Annotated in this window: 21 protein-coding genes; 6 read left to right on the top strand and 15 right to left on the bottom strand. The window is 67.4% G+C overall.

Annotated features, from left to right (window positions below; translation table 11 throughout):
• Nucleotides 1–17: 17 nt before the first annotated feature.
• The 7 genes from NL112_RS08760 to NL112_RS08730 form a co-directional block, all read right to left on the bottom strand.
• Entirely contained in the window at nucleotides 18–992 is a 975-nt protein-coding gene (locus tag NL112_RS08760; protein WP_255152330.1) for an aldo/keto reductase, read from the bottom strand.
• Between the two features lie 533 nt (nucleotides 993–1,525).
• Nucleotides 1,526–2,668 (bottom strand): zinc-binding dehydrogenase, encoded by a 1,143-nt coding sequence (locus NL112_RS08755; RefSeq protein WP_255152329.1) that lies wholly within the window; start codon nucleotides 2,666–2,668, stop codon nucleotides 1,526–1,528.
• Nucleotides 2,669–2,670: 2 nt separating this feature from the next.
• Complete coding sequence (locus NL112_RS08750) at nucleotides 2,671–3,075, bottom strand: nuclear transport factor 2 family protein (protein WP_255152328.1); 405 nt, start codon at nucleotides 3,073–3,075, stop codon at nucleotides 2,671–2,673.
• A gap of 110 nt (nucleotides 3,076–3,185) precedes the next feature.
• Nucleotides 3,186–3,947, bottom strand: coding sequence for an enoyl-CoA hydratase/isomerase family protein (locus tag NL112_RS08745; RefSeq protein ID WP_255152327.1), 762 nt, complete (start codon nucleotides 3,945–3,947; stop codon nucleotides 3,186–3,188).
• Between the two features lie 43 nt (nucleotides 3,948–3,990).
• On the bottom strand, nucleotides 3,991–6,129 hold the full coding sequence (locus tag NL112_RS08740) for an acetate--CoA ligase family protein (RefSeq protein ID WP_255152326.1): 2,139 nt from the start codon (nucleotides 6,127–6,129) through the stop codon (nucleotides 3,991–3,993).
• Nucleotides 6,130–6,223: 94 nt separating this feature from the next.
• On the bottom strand, nucleotides 6,224–6,631 hold the full coding sequence (locus tag NL112_RS08735) for a cobalamin B12-binding domain-containing protein (RefSeq protein ID WP_255152325.1): 408 nt from the start codon (nucleotides 6,629–6,631) through the stop codon (nucleotides 6,224–6,226).
• Nucleotides 6,631–8,334 (bottom strand): acyl-CoA mutase large subunit family protein, encoded by a 1,704-nt coding sequence (locus NL112_RS08730; protein WP_255152324.1) that lies wholly within the window; start codon nucleotides 8,332–8,334, stop codon nucleotides 6,631–6,633. Before NL112_RS08730 ends, NL112_RS08735 begins: the two co-directional genes overlap by 1 nt.
• A 114-nt stretch (nucleotides 8,335–8,448) precedes the next feature.
• Here NL112_RS08730 and NL112_RS08725 point away from each other — a divergent pair, with 114 nt between their 5' ends.
• On the top strand, nucleotides 8,449–8,865 hold the full coding sequence (locus NL112_RS08725) for an EamA family transporter (protein ID WP_255152323.1): 417 nt from the start codon (nucleotides 8,449–8,451) through the stop codon (nucleotides 8,863–8,865).
• Nucleotides 8,866–8,898: 33 nt separating this feature from the next.
• Here NL112_RS08725 and NL112_RS08720 read toward each other — a convergent pair whose 3' ends face one another.
• The 4 genes from NL112_RS08720 to NL112_RS08705 all read right to left on the bottom strand — a co-directional run bounded on the left by NL112_RS08720 (nucleotide 8,899) and on the right by NL112_RS08705 (nucleotide 13,802).
• The gene (locus tag NL112_RS08720; RefSeq protein WP_255152321.1) at nucleotides 8,899–9,939 is read right to left on the bottom strand and encodes a zinc-binding dehydrogenase; all 1,041 of its coding nucleotides are present in this window, start codon (nucleotides 9,937–9,939) and stop codon (nucleotides 8,899–8,901) included.
• Between the two features lie 82 nt (nucleotides 9,940–10,021).
• Nucleotides 10,022–10,738 carry a helix-turn-helix domain-containing protein gene (locus NL112_RS08715; RefSeq protein ID WP_255152320.1) on the bottom strand — a complete coding sequence of 239 codons (717 nt, stop codon included), beginning with the start codon at nucleotides 10,736–10,738 and terminating at the stop codon, nucleotides 10,022–10,024.
• 111 nt (nucleotides 10,739–10,849) lie between these two features.
• A complete protein-coding gene (locus tag NL112_RS08710; protein WP_255152319.1) occupies nucleotides 10,850–12,319 on the bottom strand; it encodes a CoA-acylating methylmalonate-semialdehyde dehydrogenase in 1,470 nt (489 codons plus the stop codon).
• Nucleotides 12,320–12,494: 175 nt separating this feature from the next.
• Nucleotides 12,495–13,802 (bottom strand): hypothetical protein, encoded by a 1,308-nt coding sequence (locus NL112_RS08705; protein ID WP_255152317.1) that lies wholly within the window; start codon nucleotides 13,800–13,802, stop codon nucleotides 12,495–12,497.
• 439 nt (nucleotides 13,803–14,241) lie between these two features.
• On the opposite strand from NL112_RS08705, the gene NL112_RS08700 reads away from it, so the two are divergent.
• From NL112_RS08700 to NL112_RS08690, 3 genes are all read left to right on the top strand, one after another.
• On the top strand, nucleotides 14,242–15,036 hold the full coding sequence (locus tag NL112_RS08700) for an IclR family transcriptional regulator (protein ID WP_255152316.1): 795 nt from the start codon (nucleotides 14,242–14,244) through the stop codon (nucleotides 15,034–15,036).
• Between the two features lie 574 nt (nucleotides 15,037–15,610).
• Complete coding sequence (locus NL112_RS08695; protein ID WP_255152314.1) at nucleotides 15,611–16,378, top strand: IclR family transcriptional regulator; 768 nt, start codon at nucleotides 15,611–15,613, stop codon at nucleotides 16,376–16,378.
• A 1-nt stretch (nucleotide 16,379) separates the two neighbouring features.
• Nucleotides 16,380–17,984, top strand: coding sequence for an AMP-binding protein (locus NL112_RS08690; RefSeq protein ID WP_255152313.1), 1,605 nt, complete (start codon nucleotides 16,380–16,382; stop codon nucleotides 17,982–17,984).
• A gap of 5 nt (nucleotides 17,985–17,989) precedes the next feature.
• On the opposite strand, the gene NL112_RS08685 is transcribed toward NL112_RS08690, so the two are convergent.
• Nucleotides 17,990–19,054, bottom strand: a complete 1,065-nt coding sequence (locus NL112_RS08685; protein ID WP_255152312.1) for a phosphotransferase family protein — start codon at nucleotides 19,052–19,054, stop codon at nucleotides 17,990–17,992.
• Between the two features lie 130 nt (nucleotides 19,055–19,184).
• Between NL112_RS08685 and NL112_RS08680 the strand changes: the two genes are divergently transcribed.
• Nucleotides 19,185–20,399: an acyl-CoA dehydrogenase family protein gene (locus tag NL112_RS08680; protein WP_255152311.1), complete on the top strand. Its 1,215-nt coding sequence runs from the start codon at nucleotides 19,185–19,187 to the stop codon at nucleotides 20,397–20,399.
• Between the two features lie 24 nt (nucleotides 20,400–20,423).
• Here the strand turns inward: NL112_RS08680 and NL112_RS08675 are convergent, their stop codons facing one another.
• The 3 genes from NL112_RS08675 to NL112_RS08665 form a co-directional block, all read right to left on the bottom strand.
• On the bottom strand, nucleotides 20,424–21,410 hold the full coding sequence (locus tag NL112_RS08675; protein WP_255152310.1) for an FAS1-like dehydratase domain-containing protein: 987 nt from the start codon (nucleotides 21,408–21,410) through the stop codon (nucleotides 20,424–20,426).
• Between the two features lie 2 nt (nucleotides 21,411–21,412).
• Complete coding sequence (locus tag NL112_RS08670; RefSeq protein ID WP_255152309.1) at nucleotides 21,413–22,393, bottom strand: zinc-binding dehydrogenase; 981 nt, start codon at nucleotides 22,391–22,393, stop codon at nucleotides 21,413–21,415.
• A 149-nt stretch (nucleotides 22,394–22,542) separates the two neighbouring features.
• Nucleotides 22,543–23,256, bottom strand: a complete 714-nt coding sequence (locus NL112_RS08665; protein WP_255152308.1) for a cyclase family protein — start codon at nucleotides 23,254–23,256, stop codon at nucleotides 22,543–22,545.
• 146 nt (nucleotides 23,257–23,402) lie between these two features.
• Here NL112_RS08665 and NL112_RS08660 point away from each other — a divergent pair, with 146 nt between their 5' ends.
• On the top strand, nucleotides 23,403–23,819 hold the full coding sequence (locus NL112_RS08660; RefSeq protein WP_255152307.1) for an EamA family transporter: 417 nt from the start codon (nucleotides 23,403–23,405) through the stop codon (nucleotides 23,817–23,819).
• Nucleotides 23,820–23,874 lie beyond the last annotated feature (55 nt).

Raw genomic sequence — 23,874 nt, 5'->3', positions numbered from 1 at the left:
CGGCCCGGACCGCCGGGCTACGAGTGGCCGGCGACCGGGAGCGGTTCGTACGGCTCCTCCAGCCACGCCACGTCGCTGTCCGAGAGGTCGATGTCGAGCGCGGCGACGGCCTGTTCGAGGTGTTCGATGGAGTCGACGCCGATGATGGGGACGGTCACGACCTCCTGGGAGAGTAACCACGCCAGCGAAATCTGTGCCATCGTCGCGTCCTTCTCGTCGGCCAGTTCCTCGACGCGGCGGACGATGGTCTCGCCGCCGCCCTCCCGATACGGGTACTGGTGGGCCCAGTCGTCGGTCGCGCCCCGCTGTGTGGTCTCGTACTCGTCGAACGGCACCGCGAGGTTCCCGCGGGCGAGCGGACTGTACGTCATCACCGCCACGTCCTTGCGGTCACACAGCGGGAGCATCTCGCGTTCCTCCTCCCGGTACAGGAGGTTGTAGTGGTTCTGCATCACCTCGAACCGGTCGTAGCCGTTCCGCTCGCTGGTGTGGAGCGCCTCGGCGAACTGGTGGGCCCACATCGAGGAGGCGCCGAGATACCGGGCCTTCCCGCGCCGGACGGCGTCGTCCATCGCGTTGAGTGCCACCTCGATGGGCGTGTCGTCGTCCCACCGATGGGCGAAAAAGAGGTCGACCGTGTCCATCCCCAGGCGGTCGAGCGAGGCGTCGAGTTCCTGCTCGATGGTCTTCCGTGAGAGCCCCTGCGAGTGGGGGTTCTCCGGGTCCATCTCGTAGTAACATTTCGTCGACACCACGCTCCGGTCGCGGTACCCCTCGAGCGCGTTCCCGAGCACGCGCTCGCTCTCGCCGAGCGAGTACATGTTCGCGTTGTCGAAGAAGTTGATGCCCAGGTCGATGGCCCGCTCGATGATCTCGATGCTCTCGGCCTCGTCGAGCACCCACTCGCGCCAGTCGCTCGACCCGAAACTCATACAGCCGAGACAGAGGCGGCTGACCTCCATCCCCGTCTCGCCCAGCGTCGTATACTCCATGCCAGTGAACCTCTGACGAGACGAAGCTATCAAGCTACGGTTGAATATGTGCAACCATATATAAGACGCGGCGAACCGTCGGTTACCCCGGCGGCGTCGACTCGAAAGCGGGGGCCGCGGGACTCGGGGCGTGCCGAGAGGCTCCTCCCTGTCGTCGAGTCTCGAACCCATCTCGCACGTCCACGTGTGTCGACGCTGGCGGCACGTTCCGTGAGACCCGTACGCCAGCCGTCCGCGCTGGCGCGTCTGCGGTCCGTTCGGAATCGGGCACGGTCGGCTACGGACGCCGAGAGAAACCGCGAACGCCGTACAGTAGCCACCGGCCGACGACACCGGGTACCGACCGGCCTCAGCAACGCGCTGGTCGGTCGAAGGAACGCCACGGGCGTGGTGTCATCCGCGACCAGCGTACGGATTCTCGAACAGTTCCGGAACGTCTCAGGTCCGCCAGATATCGCCACGGGGTCGCCGAACGGGCGACCGGTGGAGACGCCGGCGGAACCGACGTTCGTACCGTGCGGTGTCGCGCCCGGTTACGGGTTCGGCACGAGCGAGGCCCGCGTGACGTCGCGGCTCGCGGAGTGTTCCAGCGCCGACTCGGCGTCCGTGAGGTCGTACTCCGCGTCGAGCAGGTCGGTGTACGGGTACGTGTCGATGGTCTCCGCGAGGAAGCCGAGCGCCTTCTCCAGATAGTGGGGGTCGTACTGGACGAGCGCGTGCACCTCGATGGAGTTGCGGGTGATGATACCGGGGTCGAACTCGATGTCGCTCCCCGGGTTGATGTTGCCCATCTCCACGTAGCGGCCGCCGTCACGGAGCAGTTGGACGCCCTCGCTGAACGCCTCCGGCACGCCCGCGACTTCGACGCCGACGTCGGCGCCGCGGCCGTCGGTCAACGCCTCGACGCGGTCGATACGCTCCGCGACGCTCGTGTGCTCGGTCATGTCGACGAGGTGGTCGGCACCGAACTGTTCGGCGCGAGCGAGGCGGCTCTCGGCCCCCTCGATGGCGATGGTCTCGGCACCCCGTTCGTTGGCGTACGCGAGCGCGTTCAGCCCCAGGCCGCCCGCCCCCTGCACGACCACCGTGTCGCCGTACTCGATTCCCGCCTTGTCGAGTCCAAACATCACCTGTGAGAGCGCGCAGTTCGCGGCCGCCGCCACCTCCGGGACGGACTCGAGTTCCTCGGGCACCGTGTAGAAGTGCTGGTCCGGGTGGATGTAGTAGTGGGTGCCGTACGTGCCGTGGAAGTGGGGGAACTCCTCGAGCGCCTTCGTCTTGTGCGAGTAGGAGTTCAGGCAGTTGTAGTGTTCCCCCTGCGCGCAGGTGTAGCAACTGTTGCAGGTGCGGTAGTAGACGGGCGCCACCAGGTCCCCGGGTTCGACCGGGTTGCCGGCGTTGTCGGTCGTGACCCCCTCGCCGAGGTCGGTGATGCGGCAGACGGCCTCGTGGCCGAGCACCATGTCGAGGAACGGGTCGCCGAGCCGCCCCTCCGCGATGTGGATGTCGGAGCCACAGACGTTCGTCGTCTCTATCTCGGCGACGACGGCACCCGGTTCCGGCTCCGGAACCGGATGTTCGCGGAGTTCGAGGTCGTCGGGGCCGTGGAGATACACGACCTGTCCGGTCTCGTCGCTCGTCCCCTCCGCCACCCCGACCTCGTTCGTCGGGTCCATCGCTACTCGCCTCTGTAGGCGGGTGCTTCGTCGTACACGTCGGTCAGGATTGCGGCGTAATCGAGGTACGCGCGGAACTCCTCGATGTTCCCCTCGTCGTCGAACTGCATGATGTCGACGAGACCGACGTCCTCGAACGACTTGCCCGCCGCCGTTCCACCCCACAGCGTCCCCTCACAGACGACGGTGTCGCCGTCCTCGTGGAACTCGCGCATCTCGTGGGCGCCGCCCTCGAAGAACTCGCCGTTCGCCTCGTAGAACGCCTCGAGGTCGTCCTTCCCGCGGATGATGCCCTTCCGGGGGGACCGGAACACGGCGTCGTCGGCGAACAACTCGAGCACCTCGTCGGTGCCGGCGTCCGGGTCATCCATCAGTTCGAAGTACCGTTGTGCTACGTCCACGCTCATGCTGACGGCCGCCAGTTGGCGGAGGTAGGGAAATACGGTTCGCCCGAATATGGTACAGCATTTATGACAAATCGTGCGGCGGACCCGCACGGCGTCGGCGCGGGACGGCGTCAGTCGGCGAACTCCTGGAGGCGCCGCACCGTCTCTTCTTCCTCGTAGAGGGCAATCTGGTAGTGGACGCTCTGCTCCATCGCGCGGTCGAGGTTCGGCGGTCTGACCGAGTGGACCTGCCGTTTGGCGAGCCCCACGGCGTACGTCGGCCGGTCAGCGAGGTCCGCCTCGATGCCGGCGACCAGCTCCTCGAACGGCTCGCCGGGCTCCGCGAGTTCGTGGACGAGCCCCAGTTCGTGGGCCCGCTCGCCGTCGATGAACCGCCCGGTCATCACGAGATACTTCGTCATCCCCTCGCCGATGATGCCCGGGAGCTTCAGCGGCCCCCCGATGTCCGGAATCAGCCCGTGGTCGGTCTCGGGGTGGCCCAGTTGCGCCTCCCTCGTGGCGACGATGACGTCACACGCCAGCGCGAGTTCCAGCCCGCCGCCGAGACAGTACCCCTCGAGTGCGGCGACTATCGGCGCGTCCAGCGACTCCAGCGCCTCGAGACACGCGTGGTACGCCTCGTACAGCTCCACGATTTCGAGCGGCTTCGACTCGACCAACTCGGACACCTCGCCCATCGCCCCGCCGGCCGAGAAGTGGCCTCCTTCACCCCGTATCGTGACCACCGAGGGCGGGTCGTCCGCGAGCCCCTCGATGGTCCGGGTTATCGTCTCGTATCCTGCAAGCGGAATCGCGTTGTACGTCTCAGGGTCGTCGAACGTGATGCGAACGCGGTCGTCATCGACGCTGACGCTGACTACGTCGTCGCCCATGCGTTCGCCTGCACGCACTGTCGCTTAAACCTACTGCCGGGGGTTACGGCTCGTCGGCGAGCGTGACGCTCGCGTCGACGGCGCTGACGCCCGACTCGGTGGCGACCACGGGGTTCAAATCGAGTTCGTCGATTCCCGGCGTCGCCGCCACGAGATCGGAGACGCCACACAGCAGGTCGACGACGGCGTCGCGGTCGACCGCCGGGCGGCCGCGCATCCCGTCGAGCACGTCGCTGGCCGCGAGGTCGTCGAGCATCTCGCGAGCCTCGAACTCGGTCACCGGGAGCGACCGGAAGCTCACGTCCTCCAGCGCCTCGACGAAGATGCCGCCGAGTCCGACCATGATAGCCGGCCCCGTCTCCTCGTCGTCGACGACGCCGACGATGAGTTCCACCCCGTCGTCGAGCATCGGCGAGACGAGCACGCCCGGAATCTCCGCGTCGGGCCGGTGGCTCGCCGCCGTCTCGACTAGCTCCTCGTACGTCGCGCGGGCGTCCACGGGGTCGACGTCGAGCGCGACGCCGCCGACGTCCGTCTTGTGGACGATCTCCGGCGACGCGACCTTCATCGCCACGCGGTCGTCGAACGAGTCGGCGGCGGCGGCGGCCTCGTCCGGCGACGCCGCCAGTTCGGTCGGGACGACCGGCAGGTCATGGGACTCCAGCAGGCGCTTTGACTCCCACTCCGAAAGCTGGGTGCGGCCCGCCTCGCGTGCCGCCGCGACCACCTCGTGGCGCTGGTCGCCACCGCGGTCGAACGTGAAGTCGGTCTTCTCGTCGGCAGTCCGGAGATGCCGCCCGTAGGCGGCAAGCGAGGCGAGACACTCCACGGCCGTGTCGACCGACCCGAGCGCCGGCACGCCCTCCTCCTCGACGGCATCCAGCGCCGCGGAGCCCTGCTTCCCGTACATGCTCTGGACGACCAGCGGCGTGTCGTACTCCTCGTCGAGGCGGGCGACCCGTCGGGCGACATCGACCTCGTTGTTGTCGCCGAGTTCCGGCCCGTACTCGTCGTAGCCGCCGAGCGTCCCGGCAACGAGCAACAGGTCGACGTTCGGGTCCTCGACGAGGATTTCGGCGGTGGTGTGGTAGATAGAGAGGTCGCCGCTGTCGCCCTGGATACCGACGATGTCGACCGGGTTGGCGACGTTCGGCGCGACCGGCACCGCCTCCTGCAGGCGGGTCTCCGTCTCGGACGAGAGGTCCGCAAGCTCGAGTTCGTCGGTCCGGGCGATGGCGTCGGCAGCAAGCGTCGCGTGGCCGCCGCTGTCGGACAGCACCGCGACGCGGTTGCCGTCCGGCGGCGAGAGGTTCGCCAGCGTCGTCGCCACGGGCACCACGTGCTCGGTGCTGTCGACGCTCACGACGCCCGCCTGCCGGTAGGCCGCCTCCACGACGTCGGCGTTGCCCGCTATCGACCCCGTGTGGGAGGCGGCCGACTGCTTGCCGGCGTCCGTCCGGCCGCCCTTGAGCAACACGACCGGCGTCTCGGGAACGATGTCGCGGGCCGTCCGGAGGAACTGCCGGCCGTCGGCCATCCCCTCGGCGTACAGCGCGATGGCGTCGGTCCCCTCGTGAGCGTCGAGCATCGGGAGATACTGGTGGAACTGGAGGTTCGCCTCGTTACCGATGTCGACGTTGAAACTGAACCCGTTCGACCCGGTGGCCGCCGCCTCCGAGGAGAGCATCAGCGCCACGTCGCCGCTCTGGGTGACGTGGGCGACGGTCCCGTCGGGGACGTGGTAGCCGCCCATGAGGTTGAGGTCGGCGCCGTTGGCGAACCCCTGCGAGTTCGGCCCCAGCACGTACACGTCGTTGTCGACGGCCGTCTCGACCACCTCCCGTTCGAGGTCGGCCTCGTCGGCCTCGCTGAACCCCGACGCGAGGACGACCGCGCCCGGCACGTCGGCGTCGCCACACTCCTCCAAGATGGGCGGAATCGTCGACGCGGGCGTGACGATGAACGCGAGGTCGAGGTCCGCCGGAACGTCGGTCACGGACGGGTAGACGTCGAGCCCCAGTATCTGCTCGTCGTACTTCGGGTTCACCGGGTAGACGTCGCCCTCGAACTCGCCGTGCTCGAGGTCGCGGACGGTGTCGTACCCCCGTTTTCCTTCGGTGTTCGATGCGCCGATGACGGCAATCGACTCCGGTTCGAGTACGCGTGCGATCTTCTCTGTCATGTGTTCGTGAACTGCTCCGCCGACATCGCTCGTTCGTTCCGTGCTGTGTGGCATAAATCTTCACTCCGTCCGGTAATCGGTGCTGGGGTGGGAATCATCTGTCGTGGACGTTCTCGCGGACGAACTCGATGGTCTCGCCCATCGACGCGCCGGGGCCGAATATCTCCGCGACGCCCAGCTCGCGGAGCTCCTCGCGGTCCTCCTCGGGGACGATACCGCCGACGATGACCAGCGTGTCGTCAAGGGCGTCGTACTCCTCGAGGCCGTCGATGACCTTCGGGACGAGGGTGTTGTGTGCCCCCGAGAGGATGGAGACGCCGACGACGTCGACGTCTTCCTGGACGGCCGCGGTGACGATTTCGTCGGGCGACTTGTGGAGCCCCGAGTAGACGACCTCGAAGCCGGCGTCGCGGAACGCGCGGGCGATGACGTGTGCGCCGCGGTCGTGGCCGTCGAGTCCCACCTTGGCGACGAGACAGCGGACGGTCGAACCCCCGCTCATCAGTTCGCCAGCGCGGCGGCGTTGCGGTACCGCCCGTGCTGGTCCTCGAACACGTTCATTATCTCGCCCATCGTCGCGTAGGCTTTCACCGCGTCGACGACGGCCGGCATCACGTTCTCGCCGGCCTCGATGGTCGCCTCCAGGTCGTCGAGCGCGGCCTCGACGGCGTCGTCGTCGCGCTCCGCTTTGACCTGCTGGAGACGCTCGCGCTGGCGCTGTTCGACCTCCTCGTCGACCTCGAGGATGTCGACGGAGGTGTCCTCGTCCATCGCGTACTCGTTGACGCCGACGACGGTCTCCTCGCCCGCGTCGACGCGTTGCTGGTACTCGTAGGCGGCGTCCTGAATCTCGCGGTGGAAGTAGCCCTGGTCGATGCCTTCGAGGACGCCGTCGCGGACCGAGCCGTCACCGAGTTCCCGTATCTCCTCGATGTACTCCATTATCTCGGCTTCCATCTCGTCGGTGAGCGTCTCGACGGCGAAGGAGCCGCCGAGCGGGTCGACGATGTCGGCGGCACCCGACTCCTCGGCGATGATCTGCTGGGTTCGAAGCGCGACACGCACCGCCTCCTTGCTGGGGAGCGCCAGCGCCTCGTCGTAGCTGTTCGTGTGCAGGCTCTGCGTGCCGCCCAGCACGCCCGCAAGCGCCTGAATCGTCACGCGGACGACGTTGTTGAGCGGCTGCTGTGCGGTCAGCGACTGGCCCGCCGTCTGCGTGTGGAACTTCAGCCGCTTTGCCGCGTCCGAGTCGGCGTCGTACCACTCGTCCATGATGCGCGAGTAGACGCGCCGGGAGGCGCGGAACTTCGCCACCTCCTCGAACAGCGAGTTGTGGGAGTTGAAGAAGAACGACAACAGGGGACCGAACTCGTCGATATCGAGCCCGCGGTCGAGACAGTCCTCGACGTAGGCGAACCCGTCGGCGAGCGTGAACGCCGCCTCCTGGGCGGCCGTCGACCCGGCCTCGCGGATGTGGTACCCCGAGATGGAGACGGGATACACCTGTGGCGTCTCCTCGACGGCGAACTCGATGGTGTCCGTGACGATATCGAGCGACGGCTCCGGCGGGACGACCCACTCCTTCTGTGCGATGAACTCCTTGAGCATGTCGTTCTGGAGGGTTCCCTTTATCTCGTCGCGTGGAACGCCCTGCCTGTCCGCGAGCGCGACGTACATCGCGTAGACGACTGGCGCCGAGGGGTTGATTGTGAAACTCGTCGACACGTCGGCGAGGTCGATGCCGTCGAACAGTATCTCCATGTCGCGTAAGGTGTCGACGGCCACGCCCTCCTTGCCGACCTCGCCTTCCGCCATCGGGTGGTCCGAGTCGATGCCCATCAGCGACGGCATGTCGAACGCCGTCGACAGCCCCGTCTGGCCCTCGTCGATGAGATAGTGGAACCGCTCGTTCGTCTCCTCGGCGGTGCCGAACCCCGCGAACTGCCGCATCGTCCACGTCCGCCCGCGGTGCATCGTCGGGTACGGACCGCGGGTGTAGGGCGGTTCGCCCGGCAGACCGAGGTCCTCCTCGTAGTCGAGGTCGGCGACGTCTTCCGGCGTGTACAGCCGGTCGACCTCGTGGTTCGAGACGGTGGCGAATCGCTCCTTCCGCTCGCCGTGCGACTCCAACACCGGGTCGAGCGTCTCCGAGGCCCACTCCTCGCGGGACTCGCGTATCTCCTCGAGTTCGTCCGCATCGTACATCAGGCCAGCAATCGACACCGATTGCCAAAATCCTTGCCCCTAACCGACCCGGCGTCGACGCGCGGCCAGTCGACCGTCCACAACGACTATGCCAGTCGCTGGCAATCTCGGCGTATGGTCGAAGCGAACTCGATACTGCTGGCGCTGTTCGCGATGGTGCTGTACGGGCTCTGGTCCGTCTTCTCGAAACTGGCGACCCAGTCGCTCGCGCCCGAGGTGACGCTGATTCTCTCGTACGGCTCCGCGGGTGCGCTGGTGCTCGGCTACGTGGTCGCATTCGGCGACTCGCCGGATCTCGCGGCCAACGGGGTCGGCTACGCGCTACTGTCGGGGGTCGTCGTCAGCGTCGGGACGCTCGCGTACTACCACGGTCTCCGTGTGGGCAACACCGCGGTCGTCACCACCATCACGGCCCTCTTTTTCGTCGTCGCATCGCTCATCGGCATCGCCTTCCTCGGGGAGTCGCTCGGGCTCTACGACGCCATCGGGTTCGGCCTCGCCTCGCTCGCAATCGTCTTCATCGCGGTGTAGCCGAGCCTGGGGGCTATCCCCGATCGGCTGGTCTCACAGTTCGCTGTCCGGCCGGGTGACGACCTTGCCGAACCCCTCCCGGTTCTCTATCATCTCGTGGGCGCGTGCCGTCTCGCTCATCGGCAGTTCCGCCCGGATGCGGGGTTCGAGGTCGCCCGACCACACCAGTTCGAGGACGTCGTCCACCTCGCCGGGGTCGCCCATCGACGAGCCGATGACCGAAAGCTGGTTCCAGAAGATGCGGTCGAGGTCGGTCTTCGGTCGCCCGCCGGTCGTCGCCCCGCAGGTGACGACCCGGCCGCCGTTCGCGAGGCTCTTGATGGAGTCGTGCCACGTCGCCGCGCCGATGTGGTCGACGACCATGTCGACGCCCCGCTTCCCGGTCTGCTCGCGGATGGCCGACGCGAAGTTCTCCGCCTCGTAGTTGATGACGTGGTCGGCGCCGACCTCCTCGGCGTACGCGAGTTTCTCGTCGGTGCTGGCGGTCGCGTACACCTCCGCGCCGACGTAGTCGGCTATCTGGACGGCGGCGTGGCCGACGCCGCCGCTCGCGCCCAACACCAGCACCGACTCGGTCGGCTGGAGGTCGCCGCGCCCGAGCAACATCCGCCAGGCCGTCTGGAACACCAGCGGCGCCGCCGCGGCCGTCGCCCAGTCGACGTGGTCGGGCACCGGCACCAGCCCCTGCTCGGGGACGGCCGCACGCTCGGAGTGGACGCCGGGGACGTGCTCGCCAAGCAGGTGGTAGTCGACGCACATCGTCGGCTCGCCGTCCCGGCAGAACTCGCAGTCACCACACGAGATGCCCGCGGAGACGGCGACGTGGTCGCCCGGCTCGAACCGGGTGACGTCTTCGCCCACCTCGCGGACGACGCCCGCGCCGTCACAGCCGGGGACGTGTGGGAACGCCAGGTCGATGATGGGCATCCCCTTCCGGGTCCAGATGTCGACGTGGTTCAGCGACCCCGCCTTGATGTCGACGAGCACCTCGTTTCTGTCGGGGTCCGGCTCCGGGTGCTCGCCGTACTCGATGACGTCTCTACCGCCGTGCTCGCGGTACTGAACGGCCTGCATCGACCGGAACGATACGCGACGCCTACAAAAAAGTTAGGCGAACAGTCGGTCGAACCGACGCGAACTATCCGTGGAGACGGTCTCAGTCCCGGCTCCGGTCGACCGGTGTCAAGTTCATATACTTCACGAGAAACTCCATGAGGTGGCGCTCGGCCTTCCGGAGATGCTGTGACGCGGTGGGTTTGGCGATGCCCGCCTCGTCAGCGAGTTCCTGAAGGGTGGCCTCCCGGGGAAGTTCGTAGTAGCCCATCTCGAGTGCGAGATTGAGCAGTTGCCGCTGTCGCTCGGGGATGTTCTCGAAGAGGTCGTGCCACTCGGTGATGCTCGGGACGATCTGCTGGCTGAAGTTCTGGGAGATGCGCTCGATCTCGACGTGGCCGAACTCCTCGAGAAGCGAGACCATGTTCCGGATGTCCTCGCGCGACTCGATAAGCAGGTCGTAGCTCACCTCGCCGTGTCGGAGTTCGCCGAACCCGCCGTACGGGATGTACCCCTCGTACAGGAGAAGCTGTAGCGGCGTGTACTCGAGATACTGGGCCCGAATCAGCACGGTCGCCGAGGTGCGGTCCGGCTGTGACCCCTCGTACCGCTCGATCAGCGTGACCTCGTCGGTGTTCTCGTGGCTCTCTATCACCTCCAGGACCGCCTCGTAGTCGTCGTCGCTACAGTCCAGCGTGACCATCCCGATGTAGCGGCGGTTCCGGAACGTGGTCGCGACGAACTTGCCGAACACGTCGAAGTCCCCGAGTTCGTGCGTCCAGTCGCCCTCGTACCGCACCCGGACTTTGACGTTCAGCATACCACCACCTCCAGCCACCGGCACTTAGTTCATTCCCCGCGAGCACTTAACTCCCGAACCACGTTTGCACCTGAAACTATCCCGGCGGGGCCTGTCAGCGGGGCTCGACCCTCACCGGTCGGGCCACCGCTCGATGTAGACGGCCTTGTCGGAGTAGAACTGGATCATGTCCTCGCCCTGCGCGTGCAGGTCACCGAAGAACGAGTCGTCCCAGCCGCCGAAGTGGAAGAACGCCATCGGCGCGGCGGTGCCGGCGTTCACCGCGAGGTTGCCGGCTTCGACGTCGTGGCGGAACCGGCGTGCGTCGCCGCCGCGGTCGGTGAACAGGCTGGCGGCGTTGCCGTAGTCGCTCCGGTTGACGAGGTCGATGGCGTGGTCGAAATCGTCCGCACGAAGCAGTGCCAGCACGGGACCGAATATCTCCTCGCGGGCCACCGTCGCGTCCGGGTCGACGTCGCCGAACACCGTCGGGCCGAGGAACGTCCCCTCGTCGGGCACGTCGATTTCGCGGCCGTCGACGAGGAGGTCGCCTCCCTCCGCGACGCCGGTTTCGATGTACTCGAGGACGCGCTCGCGGTGGTCGGGCGTGATGAGCGGCCCCATGTCGACGCCGCCGGTCAGCCCTTCAGCGACCGTCAGCCCCTCGGCCCGGTCGGCGACCCGCTCGGCGAACTCGTCGTAGACGGCGTCCTCGACGACGGCGACGGGGTTGGCAAGACAGCGCTGGCCGGCGTTGGCGAACGCCGAACTGATGGTCTGGTCGGCGGCAAACGCCAGGTCGGCCGACTCGGCGACGACGATGTGGTTCTTCGCACCACCCTGCGCCTGCACGCGCTTGCCGTGCTCGGCGGCCGTCTCGTAGATATGCTGGGCGACGGGCGTGCTCCCGACGAAGGAGATACCCTCGATGCCGTCGTGGGTGAGGAGCGCGTTCACCGTGTCGGCGCCGCCGTGGACCATCTGGACGACGCCGTCCGGGAACCCAGCCTCGTCGACGAGTTCCATGATGTACTGGGCAGTGTGGGGCGTCTTCTCGCTGGGCTTGAGTACGAACGCGTTGCCGGTGGCGACGGCAAAGGGGAGGAACCACAGCGTGATCATCCCGGGGAAGTTGAACGGGGTGACGGCGGCGAACACGCCGAGCGGCTTGCGGACGGCCGTCTCGTCGATCTCCGGGGCGGCGTTCGGGAGATGGCCGGCCTGCATCATCGAGGGGATGCCACACGCCACCTCGACGTTCTCGATGCCGCGGCGGAGTTCGCCCATCGCCTCGTCGAACGTCTTCCCGTGCTCGCGCACGAGCGTCTCCGCTATCTCCTCCTGATGCTCCTCGAGGAGCTGTTTCAGTTCGAACAGCGGCTGGATGCGCTGTTCGACCGGCGTCTCGCGCCACGTCTCGAACGCCGACTGGCCGGTCTGGACGGCCGCGTCGACATCCTCGGTGGTGCTGAACGTGACCTCCGCAAGCGTCTCGTTCGTCGCCGTGTTCACGACGCGCTGGCCCTCCTCTCCGGAGGGAGCACGCCAGTCGCCGTCGACGTAGTTGTGCAGGTCCACGAGCCGGGTGGTGTCTGCTGACATGGGTATCTCGAACTCACCCTCGCGTACAATAAGTCTTCCCGAGACCGACGGACGAGAACCGCGAAATCGGCCGAGAACCGGGGGTAGACGGCCGACAGGAGTCACTCACGGAGGGGCGACTCGGCGGCATCGTGGTCGTCGCGCCGCGCTTACCGCTCCGGGCGCGTGGGCGCGGTCACAGCAGGTCCTCCTGCAGTTGACGGAGGTGATACAGCGCGGAGTCGGTGTCGAGTTCCACGTCCGAGCGAGCGATGCGCTCGTCCTGCGCGACCGGCTGGGTGACGGTCGCGCCGGCGAGCAACTCGAAGGGGACGAGGAACTCCTGGTCGGCGGTCTCGGCCGACTCGAGTTCGCCGTAGACGGTGTCGCCGCCGCCGCCGCGGATGGTCTCGCCGGGCTCGAGGTCCCGCTTTGCCGCGCCGACCACCTCGCACGTCTGCTCGCGGACGACGCCGGTGGGCCGGTCGTACAGCGCGGCCGTCGCCACGCTGTATATCGTCTCCTGCGGGAGGTGGAACGGCCGGTGGAACACCTGGTACTTCCCGCCGTTGACGGTGTTGATGTTGTACCGCTGGGCGAGATACTCCTGGGTCACCTCGTTGTCGGCCTTCGTGACGACGAAGGCGCTGGGGTTGTCGCCGGTGGGCGTGACGGCGTCGATGACGCCCGTCTGCTCGAGCACGCCGCCGTCCTCGGCGGGACGGAGCGTCTCGAGCAGGCCGTCGCGGTCCGTCTCGGGGACGTGGGGGCCGTCCGTGTCGGGTTCGAACCCCAGCGCGTTCGCCGCCGCACAGAGTTCGACGGCCACCTTCGTCCCGTCGAGGAACGTGTTGTACATGCGCGGGTCGGGCTCGTTCTCCTCGATCCACTGCTCGGGCAGGTCGTAGCGGTCGAGCGCCGTCTCGGGGGGTGCGTGTGGCTTGAACGTGAGTTCCGTCCCCTGGCCGGCGGCGACGACCTCCAGCCCCTGGGCCCGCGCCCACTCGTAGAGATGGACGACCTGGGCGGGTTCGTCGCCGTACGCCATCGAGTAGGTCACGCCCTGTCGCTCGGCCATCCGGGCCAGAAGCGGCCCGGCCGTCACGTCCGTCTCGACGCTGACCATCACGACGTCGTTGCCGGCGTCGATGGCCGCCCACGCGTGTTCAGCGCCGGCGGCCGCGTCACCCGTCCCCTCGATGATCACGTCGAGCGGTGCTTCGGCCGCGAGCACGCCGTCCGCGGTGGCGACCCGGTCGCCCGCCGACAGGGCGGCCGCGATCTCCTCGGCGTCGTCGGTGGCGACGACGGCCGCTTCGTCGACGCCGGCTTCGCGGAACGTTCGCCGCGCCTTCGGACGGTCGATGTCGGCGAGTACCGACAGCCGGAGCCCGGGCGTCTCCTCGATCTGGTACGCGAGATGGGAGCCGTAGACGCCCGTCCCGATGAGTGCGACCGAGATGGGGTCGTCTACCCGCTCCTCTAGATCTGCGATTACGGTCATCAGCGATGAGTGGTGGACCGGGAGCCGTCTTAGTTCTTGGGTGCAAGCGGAGCCACCCCGACCTCGCGAGCGCCAGCGGACCCACGGCCGCCGCGCCGTCGTGACGGACGGCCGTGCCACGCCATCACACGACTAATTCGTGAGAGGAGAATTCAAGATAGCGTCGGCAGAACGGAGAACCGAAAGACGTGGCGCCGCCGGCCTAGTGTATTTAACTGATTTTGGACAATGCGGTTCGCCAACAGAGAACGACTGTCGACCCACTGGAGTGGCCACAGGAGCCTTCGAATGGGCCCTAACGCGCGCTCTGCCTGCGATTTTGTATAAGGAAATCGTTGGAGTCCCGCATCGGGACTCGACGCGACCCGGACGAGGCGTCGACGGGCCCCGCGTGGGCCCCGTCGGAATTTTCATTGTGACCGAGTCGCAACCCGTCTGCATGGGAAGCACGAACCGGAACGAGGGAACGGGGCGGACGATTCAGTCGGTGGACGCGTCCCTCGAAATCCTCACCACGCTGGTCGAGGCGGGGCCGATGACCATCACGGAGGTGGCGGACGACCTCGACCGCTCGCCGAGCAACGTGTTGGCCCACCTGACGACGCTCGAACGGCGGGAGTTCGTCGTCGAAGAAGACAACGAGTACCGGCCGGGGCTCCGCTACTACGACATCGGCGAGAAGGCGAAACACGGCTACGGCATCTTCCAGCACGGCCGCGAGCCCGCCGACCAGCTCGCGGACGACATCGGCGAGTACGTCTGGCTGATGGTCGAGGAGCACGGGAAGGCCTACTACCTCTACAAGACGGGCGGCGAGCAGGCCGTCGAGAGCGGCGCGTACACGCTCGGGAGCCGCTGGCATCTGAACACCACCGCCGGCGGGAAGGTCGTGCTCGCACACATGGACGACGAGGCGGTCGACACGGTGATCGACCGCCACGGCCTGGGGTCGATGACGCCCAACAGCATCACCGACCGGGAGGAGCTGATGGCGGAACTCGACACCATCCGCGAGGAGGGTATCGCGTTCGACGACGAGGAGGCCGCCGTCGGCATCCGGTCGGTCGCCGCTCCGGTGCGCGGGGTCGACGGTCTCATCGGTACCATCACCGTCTCGGGGCCCGTGAGCCGACTCGACGGCGACCGGCTCACGGAGACGTTGCCACGGAAGCTCCGGGAACAGGCCGACATCATCCGCATCAAGTACAACGGCGCGTCCGCGACCGACTACTGACCGTGGTTCGCCGTCGGGCACCGCTTGGACAGTCCGGAACGACCTCCCGTGGGGGCGCGTGCTGACCACCGACAAAATAACACTGTTACTGTTGTTATTTCATTCCTATCCGCGGACCATCTGGCTCGGACCCTCCGGGCGGCGCATAACACACCTACTACCGTTAGTTGCCCCATAGTGGAGTTCGCCAGGGAGCACTGCGCCCGGCGGCCGACGAGAACCGCGGCACGGGACGGCGAGATGGTGATGTCCGTAGAAAGACCGGACGAGTCGACCGGGGAGGGGCGAATTGTATTTACATATCGTACACGCTCGGGCGCGAGCGCCCGGGGCGTACGTCCACCAGACGTACCCACCCGGTGTCACGGTGCCGCTCGGCCGACTCATTGTCCGTTTCAGACCGTTTTCCGGACAATACGCGACTTCGGCACCTACCGCAGAACCGGGTGAAGAACGACGCTGAAACCGCCCTGTCCAGTATATGTGAACGCGTCGCGTACGCAGTCTCCGGTGCGAGCAGTATATGGTTACTCTATGCGAAAATGCTAAGTGTTACCATAGATACTAGGGTGTAATGCTCGCGAACGCACCTGCCCGCCAGGTCAAATCTGTCCAGACAGCGTTCGAGTTGATCAACACCGTTCAGACGCTCGGCGGCGCGACGCCGACACAGCTGACGGAGGAGCTCGACCTCTCGAAGAGTTCGGTTCACAACTATCTGGCGACCCTCGAGATGGACGGCTACGTCGTCAACGACGGCGGGACGTACCGCCTCGGACTCCGGTTTCTGACACACGGGATGGCGGCCAAGACCGCGGCAGGTATCAAGCGCCCCATCGTGGTGACGGTCCGGTCGGTCGCCGAGGAACTGTCACAGCCGACGTGGTGGGTCACCGAGGAGTTCGGCCGTGGCTACTTCATGCACGAGGCGGCCCCGGACGAGCGCACTCACACCTACGGGAGCGTCGGGAAGCGGTCGTATCTCCACGTCCACGCGCCGGGGAAGGCGATTCTGGCGCTGTCGACCGACGAGTACGTGCGACGAATCGTCGACCACCACGGCCTGCCCGAACACACTCGCCGGACGACGACGGATCTCGAGACGCTCACCGAGGAGATAGCGACCGTCCGCGAACAGGGGTTCGCTATCAGCGAAGGCGAGGCGGTGCTGGGCATCCTCTCGGTCGGGGTCGCGTTCCGGGACCCGAACGGCAGGCGACACGCCATCGGCGTGTTCGGACAGTCCCGGAACTTCGCGGGCAACCGCGCCGAGAACGTCGGCAGGGACCTCGTCGAGTCCGTGGCCGACCTGCAACAGCGCCTCGAGGAGGGTGGTGAGTGAGATGGCGACCGAAGGGGACGCGGTCCGGACGCTCGGCGGCCTCCTCGAGCGCCGGAGCCGGGAGTTCGGCGACGAGACGTTCTTCCGCTGTCGCGGAGAGTCCTACTCGTTCACCGAACTCGACGCGACGGCCACCGCCATCGCGAACGAACTCTACGCGAACGGCGTGGCGAAAGGCGACAGGGTCTGCATCTACATGTACAACCGCCCGGAGTATCTGTACACGCTGTTCGCGCTCGCGAAGATCGGTGCCGTCGCCGTACCGATAGACACCCGGTTCACGGACGGGCCGCTGGTACACGTCCTCGCGGAGACGAACGCCGAAATCGTCATCCTGGACGGCGACACCGTCGAGGCGTACGAAGCGGTCAAAAGCGACGCCGCCACCATAAGCACCGAGTTTTTCGTCGGTGACGACGTCGCGGGGAGCCCGTATCGCGACTTCGAGCTGTTGCTCGAGGGCGACCGGACGACGGCACCCGACGTCGGCGTCTCGGGCACCGACACCTGCTCGGCCATCTACGTCCAGCGATACCGCCGGTCGAACCCGCAGGGCGTCGCGCTCCCCCACTACTCGTACGTCAACACCGGCATCGAGTCGTGTCGCGACATGCTGGGCCTCTCGCGGGACGACTGCATCTTCACGACGCTCCCGTTCTACAGTAGCTACCCCATCCAGATGGGCGTCGCCGGCGCGCTGGCGGCGGGCGCGGAGTTCGCCTTCGAGAAGAAGTTCGAGGGAGACCAGTTCTGGGAGTGGGTGCGCCGCTACGACGCGACCGTCTTCCTCTATCTCGGGCGGATGCTGTCAGTGCTGTACAACCAGCCCGAGAACGCGGAGAGCGACCGGAACCCCGCCTCGTACGCCGTCGGCCACGGGTTCGGGTTCGAGACCGACGAGACGATGATAGCGAACTTCGAACGCCGGTTCGACGTGAAGGTGCTGGAGGCGTACGGCATCACGCCGACCGCGACGCTCGCGACGTCGAACCGGCCCGACGACAGGCGACTCGGAAGCGTCGGCAAACCCGTCAGCCACGCCGACGTGAAGATCGTCGACGAGAACGACTGGGAGGTCCCGACCGGCGAGACGGGTGAGATAGTCGTCCGGCCCCGGGAGCCGAACACGATGCTACAGGGGTTCGTCAACGACGACGAACTGACCGCCGAGGTCTGCCAGAACCAGTGGATCCACACGAACGACGTCGGCTATCTCGACGAGGACGGCTACCTCTACTTCGTCGCGAGCAAGACGAACACCATCCATCTGGGGCGCGTGGCCGGCCGCATCTCGTCGCTGGAGATCGAGAGTGTCATCGAATCCCACCCCGCAGTTCGGGAGTCGGCGGTGCTGGGTGTCCACAGCGACGCCGGCGACGAGGCGATCAAGGCCGTCGCCGTCCCGGTCGAGGGGACGGACGTGAGCGCCATCGACGTCAGCAAGCACTGCGAGAAACAGCTGACCTACCACAAGCTTCCACGCTACATCGAGTTGCGCGACGACCTCCCGCGGACGGCCGCGGGGAAGGTGCGCCACGACCGGCTCCGCGACACGTCGGCGGCGACCGTCTGGGACCGCCAGAGCGGCTACGACCTCAACCGGTGACCGGGCTATATCGGCGCGTCGCCGTCGACGATACGAAGCGCCCAGTCGGCCATCGCCGGCACCCGTTCGCGCATCTTGGGGTACATCGGGTTGTCCGCGTTCCCCTCCAGATGCCGCCGGAAGAACATCTCGCACAGCGCCGTGAGCTTGTACACCGACAGCACCCGGTAGAACCGCCCGTGCTCGAACGCGATTCCGACGGCGTCCTCGTATCGCGCCACCAGCTCGCCCTTCGTCAGATAGCCCTCGCGTGTGGTGAACTCCGGGACGAGTTCGGGAATCGGCGAGTCCGGGTCGCTCGGGTCGCGCCAGTAGGTGAGGAGCCACGCGAGGTCGAACCGCGGGTCGCCCTGCGTGCTGAGTTCCCAGTCCACGATGCCGGCGATTTCGGGGACGTCGCCGGGGCCGACTATCACGTTGTCGAGTTTGTAGTCGCCGTGGACGAGCGTGTGAGGATGCGAGTCGGGGACGTTGTCGTCGAGCCAGTCGCCGACGTCGGCGATGGCCGGAACCGGCCGTTCGTCGGCCGTGACCTCGAACGCCCAGTCGAACTGCTTGTGCCAGCGGTCGACCTGGCGGTCGATGTACCCCTCTGGTCGCCCGAACTCGCCGAGGCCGACCGCCTCGGCGTCCACGGCGTGAATCTCCGCGAGCCGGTCGACAAGTTCCTCGCCGATGCAACGGCGGCTCGGCGGGTCCGCGAACCGGTCGGGCTCCTCGGTCCGGATGACGTCGCCAGCCACCCGCTCCATGAGGTAGAATTCGCTCCCGATGACCGCGTCGTCCTCGCACGCGAGCACCGTCGTCGGGACGCGCACGTCGGTTCCCTGGAGTGCCGCCATGACGTGGTGCTCCCGGAGCACGTCGTGGGCGGTGTCCGCTTTCGCCCCCGGCGGCGGCCGGCGGAGCACGAACTCGCGGTCGCCCCACGTGACGAACAGCGTCTCGTTGGAGTGGCCGCCGTGGTGGCGCTCGACCGCGTAGTCGGAGACCGGGCCGAGTTCCGCGGTCAGATGCTCGCGGAGCGCCGCCTCGTCGACCAGCTGGTCGAGATAGTCGTCGTCGCTCATCGACACCTCCGTCGGCCTCGGACAGCGATATGGCTGCCCGAACGTTGTCTGCGTGGCATTGTCGGGTGGCCTCTACCTGTCTGTCACCGCGAGCCCACAAAACTATATGGGTAGAGCCGATGTGTGAGCCATGGAGTTCGACGACTCACAGGCGGCCCGAGAGCTTGCCGAGCGCGCACGGACGTTCATGGATGAGATAGTGCTCCCGGTCGAACGCGAGCATCCGGGCGGGGAGCCGGTCGGCGACGACGTCATCGAGGAGCTTCGGGCCGAGGCCCGGAGCCGTGACGTCTACTGCCCGCAGATACCCGAGGAGCACGGCGGACTGGGGTACGACCTCAGGGAGGTCCTCCCGCTGTTCGAGCAGGCCGGCCGGAGCCTGCTGGGTGAACGGGCGATGCGTGTCGCCGCCCCCGACGAGGGGAACATGCACACCATCGAACTGGTCGGGACGGAGAGACAGAAGGAGCAGTGGCTCGAGCCGCTGGTCGCGGGCGACATCGCGTCGGCGTTCTCGATGACCGAGCCGAAAGACGGCGCGGGCTCGGATCCGAAGATGCTCAGAACCACCGCCGAGAAGGACGGCGACGAGTGGGTCATCGACGGCCACAAGTGGTGGACCACCCAGGGGACGGAGGCTGACGTGCTCATCGTGATGGCCATCACCGACCCCGACGCCCACCCGTACGAGGGGGCGAGCCTGTTTCTGGTGCCGGCCGACGCCGACGGCGTCGAGGTGGTCCGGGACATTCCCCATCTCGGGCCGTCCGTCGTCCACTCGAGCCACGCCGAGATTCGCTACGACGGCGTGCGGGTGCCCGAGGAGAACCTGCTGGGCGAGGAGGGCGAGGGGTTCATCCACGCCCAACAGCGGCTCGGCCCCGCCCGGCTGACCCACTGCATGCGCTACTCCGGGATGGCACAGCGAGCCCTCGACGTGGCGAAGGCGTACCTCACCGAGCGAGAGGCGTTCGGCGGGCGACTCGCCGACAAACAGGGCCCGCAGTTCGACATCGCCGACGCGGAGGTTCGGCTGTACGCCGCGGGGGCAATGGTCCGGGACGCGGCGACGAAACTCGCACGGGGGGAGGACGCCCGCCACGAGGTCTCCGCGAGCAAGGTGTTCACGGCGAACGCCACGCAGGACGCCATCGACACCGCGCTCCAGCTGTGTGGCGGGAGCGGCATCTCGAAGGACCTCCCAATCGCCGACTTCTACGAGTCGGTCCGCGCGTTCCGCATCGTCGACGGCGCCGACGAAGTCCACAAGCGGACGCTCGCGCGGGCGGCGTTCGAGGACGTCGACACGGAGGAACTGGCGGCACTGCCGGAGTTCGGCGCCTGACCGGGCCGGCCGTCGCGAGCCGTCTCAGGCGTCGCCGGAGACGTCGGCGGTGACCTCGCCCACGAGAACGGACTCGCCGGTCTGTCTGGTCGCGGTGACGTCGGCCGTGACCTCGCCGCCGTCGACGTCGGTCACCTCCCCGTCGACTGTCAGCGTGTCGCCCGGCCAGACGCGGGCGGTGAACCGGGTGCTGAACCGGCTGATCGCGCCGACGCCGAACCAGTCGGCCGCCAGATGGCCGGTGTGGGCCGCCGTGAGCATCCCTTGCCCGAACACCCCCGGGTTCCCGAGGGCGGTCGCATACTGCTCGTCGTAGTGGATGGGATTGAAGTCGCCGCTCGCCCCGGCGTAGCGGACGAAGTCCTGCGGGGCGATGTCCTCGACGATGACGGTCGGGGGCTGGTCGCCGACCGAAACCTCGTCCGGGGCGTCGACGGGGTAGCCGGCGCTGGAGGGCTGGCTGACCGACCCCCGTTTGGGGTTGGCGTCCCGCTCCGGGCGCTCGGGCTCCTGTTGACCGTCCGAGACGGTACCGTCCGTCTCGATGACGGTCTGTCGCTCCGTGACGACGGGCCCACCCGTCTCGTCGACGAACTCCGTCTCGAGGACGGCGAATGTCATGCGGCCGCCCTGTCGCCCCTCGCGCTCGTAGGCGTCGGTCAGCGTCGTCGTCGCGGAGAGGGTGTCCCCGACGAACACCGGGCGGGCGAACTCGTAGACCTGTTCGCCGTGTAGTTCGTACCGGATGTCGAACCCGATGTCGATGCCGAGTCGGCCGACCCCCTCCGGGCGGTACCGGGGGAACATCGACGTCCGGGTGAACGTCGGCGGCGCCGGCCGCCTGTCGAACCCGCGGTCGGCGGCGGCCGCCTCGTCGACGAACACCGGGTTGTCGTCGCCGACGGCGGCCGCGAACTCCGCCACCTTCCCCGCCTCGACGGTGAACCCCTCGACCGAGTCGACGGTGTCACCGACCCGCGGCTCCAGTTTCTCCAGCGTTCGGTCCGACATCGTCACGGGCTCACGATTATCTTCCCGAAGCTGTCGCCCGCCGACAGCCGTTCGTGTGCCGACGGTATCTCCTCAAGCGGGATGACCGAGTCGATGATGGGTTCGATGGCGCCGTCGAACAGCGCGTCGAGCATGTCCCCGAACTCGCCCATCGTCGCGCCGGTCGCCCCGATGACCTCGAGTTGCTTCCAGAACACGTGCTGGAGCATCGCCTCGTCGGCGTCGCCGGTCGTCGCCCCGATGGTGACGAGTCGGCCGCCACGTGTGAGACAGCGAATCGCCTGCTTGTAGGTGTCGCCGCCGATGGACTCGAACACGACGTCGACGCCCCGGCGGTCCGTCAGCTCCGCGATGGCGTCGTCGACGTCCCGGTCGCCGTAGTCGATGACGTGGTCCGCGCCGAGCTCCCGGAGGCGGGCCGCCTTCTCCGCCGAGGAACTCGCGGCGTACACCGTCGCGCCCGCGTGGGCGGCGATCTGGACGGCGCCGTGGCCGACGCCGCCGCTGGCCCCGAGCACGAGCACGTCGTCGCTGGGGTCGACGTCGGCGCGGCTCACCAGCCCCCGCCAGGCCGTCCCGAAGTTCGAGGGGACCGCCGCGGCGTGCTCGAACGGGACGTCCTCGGGGAGCCGTACCGCGTGCTCCGCGGCGACGGCGACGTACTCGGCGTGGCCGCCGTCGCGCGTGACCCCGAGGCCGCCGTAGTCGCGACACAGCGTCGTCTCGCCGTCGTTGCAGAACTCGCAGGTGCCACAGTGCTCCGTGTTCCAGTAGAGGACGACCCGGTCGCCGACGTCGAACCGGTCGACGCTCGCGCCGACGTCGGCCACCTCGCCGGCGACGTCGATGCCGGTGACGACCGGCGGGTCGCCCTCGTAGCCGCGACGTATCCAGACGTCGGTGTGGTTGACGGCGCTCGCCTTCACGTCGACGAGGACGTCGCCGGCACCCGCCTCGGGCGTCGGAACCTCCTCGACCGTCACTACGTCCAACCCTCCGGTCTCGGGGATGACAGATGCTCGCATGGAGCTATGGAGCACAATGCATAGAGAGCTACTTATACTTACGCCGGTCCCGTCCCGGCGGGCCGCAATCGGCGGAGCCGACGCTCTCCCGCGTGGCCCCGTCGGTGTCACTCGTCGAGAACGGCGATGGCTCGCATCGGGCCGCCAGAGCCCTCCCGGAGTTTGAGCGGGAGCCCCGAGAAGGTGAACGTCTCGCCGACGACCTGGTCGATGTTCTTGAGGTTCTCCATGTGTGGGAGCCCCGCATCGCGGCACACCTGATGGACGGGATAGGTGTTGTCGTTCGAGTTGTCGGGGCCGGGCGCGTCCACGCCGAAGTTCACGACGCCCTTGTCGACCATCCACTCCGTGGCGCCAGCCGAGAGGCCGACGTAGTCCTCGACGTACTCGGGGTCGGGGTACGTCTCCTCGTAGTGGCCGGTGTCGATGAGGAGGATGTCGCCCTCCTCGATGTCGACGCCCGCCTCCGCACACGCCTGCTCCATGTCCTCGACGGTGATGACGGCGTCGGAGGCGCCGTCGTACTTCGTGATGGAGATGGCCTTCCCCGGCCCGTAGAAGTAGTCGAACGACATCTCGTCGATGGTGGCGCCGCCGCGGCCGAGATGCGAGAGCGCGTCGACGTGTGTCGAGGCGTGGTCGTTCATCTGAATCATCTTCGACGTGTAGATGAACGGCGGGTCGTCCGTCCCGAGCGCGTTCCCCAGGATGCGTTCCGCCTCGTCGTAGGTGACGTGGGTCCACATCACCGTCGGCGGGTGCGCGTGGTGTAACGGGTGTTTGTGGTATATCTCCTGGCTGAGGTCGACGATGTCGGCCATGGACGAGACATGTTGTCATCCTACATATTTCTATGGGACGAGTGACAGGACCGCAGTCAGGCGCCGTCTCCGGGGCTCTGTCTCGGGATGCACCCCCGACGGGCACCAGCAAAAGGCTTGAGTCGGGTGCTACGGAAGGGCAGTTCGTGAACTACATCGTCTGGGTTGTCATCGCGCTCGTCGGCTACACGTTCGTCCCGCCGCTGATGAACCTCGCCACCCAGGAGATACCGAGCGACGTCGCCACGTTCGGCGTCGCGGCCATGCTCGCCACGACGGCGTTCGGGCTCTCGGCGCTGGCCCGCGAACCCGTCGTCGACCATCTCACGGGCCCGTCGGCCGTCTACGTGCTCGGCGCGGGCGTCTGCATCACCGTGAGCATCCTGGCGTTCTTCCGTGCGCTGTCGCTGGGCCCGGTGAGCGTCGTCGTCCCGGTGTTCGGGCTGTTTCTCGTCACGAGTTCCCTCGTCGGCGTCGCCCTGCTCGGGGAGCCGCTCACGGTGAACCGGGCGGTCGGCATCGGCCTCGCGATGCTCGCCATCGTCGTCATCTCGCTGGATTGAGCCGTCGGCCGGGCCGCGGTGGGGGTATCACGCGGTGTGTCACTCACCATCATAT

Source organism: Halorarius halobius (genome assembly GCF_024298865.1).
In the GTDB taxonomy this organism is placed as follows: Archaea; Halobacteriota; Halobacteria; order Halobacteriales; family Haloarculaceae; genus Halorarius; species Halorarius halobius.
Note: the sequence above shows the minus strand (reverse complement) of the source record. Positions and strands in the feature narration are given on the sequence as shown.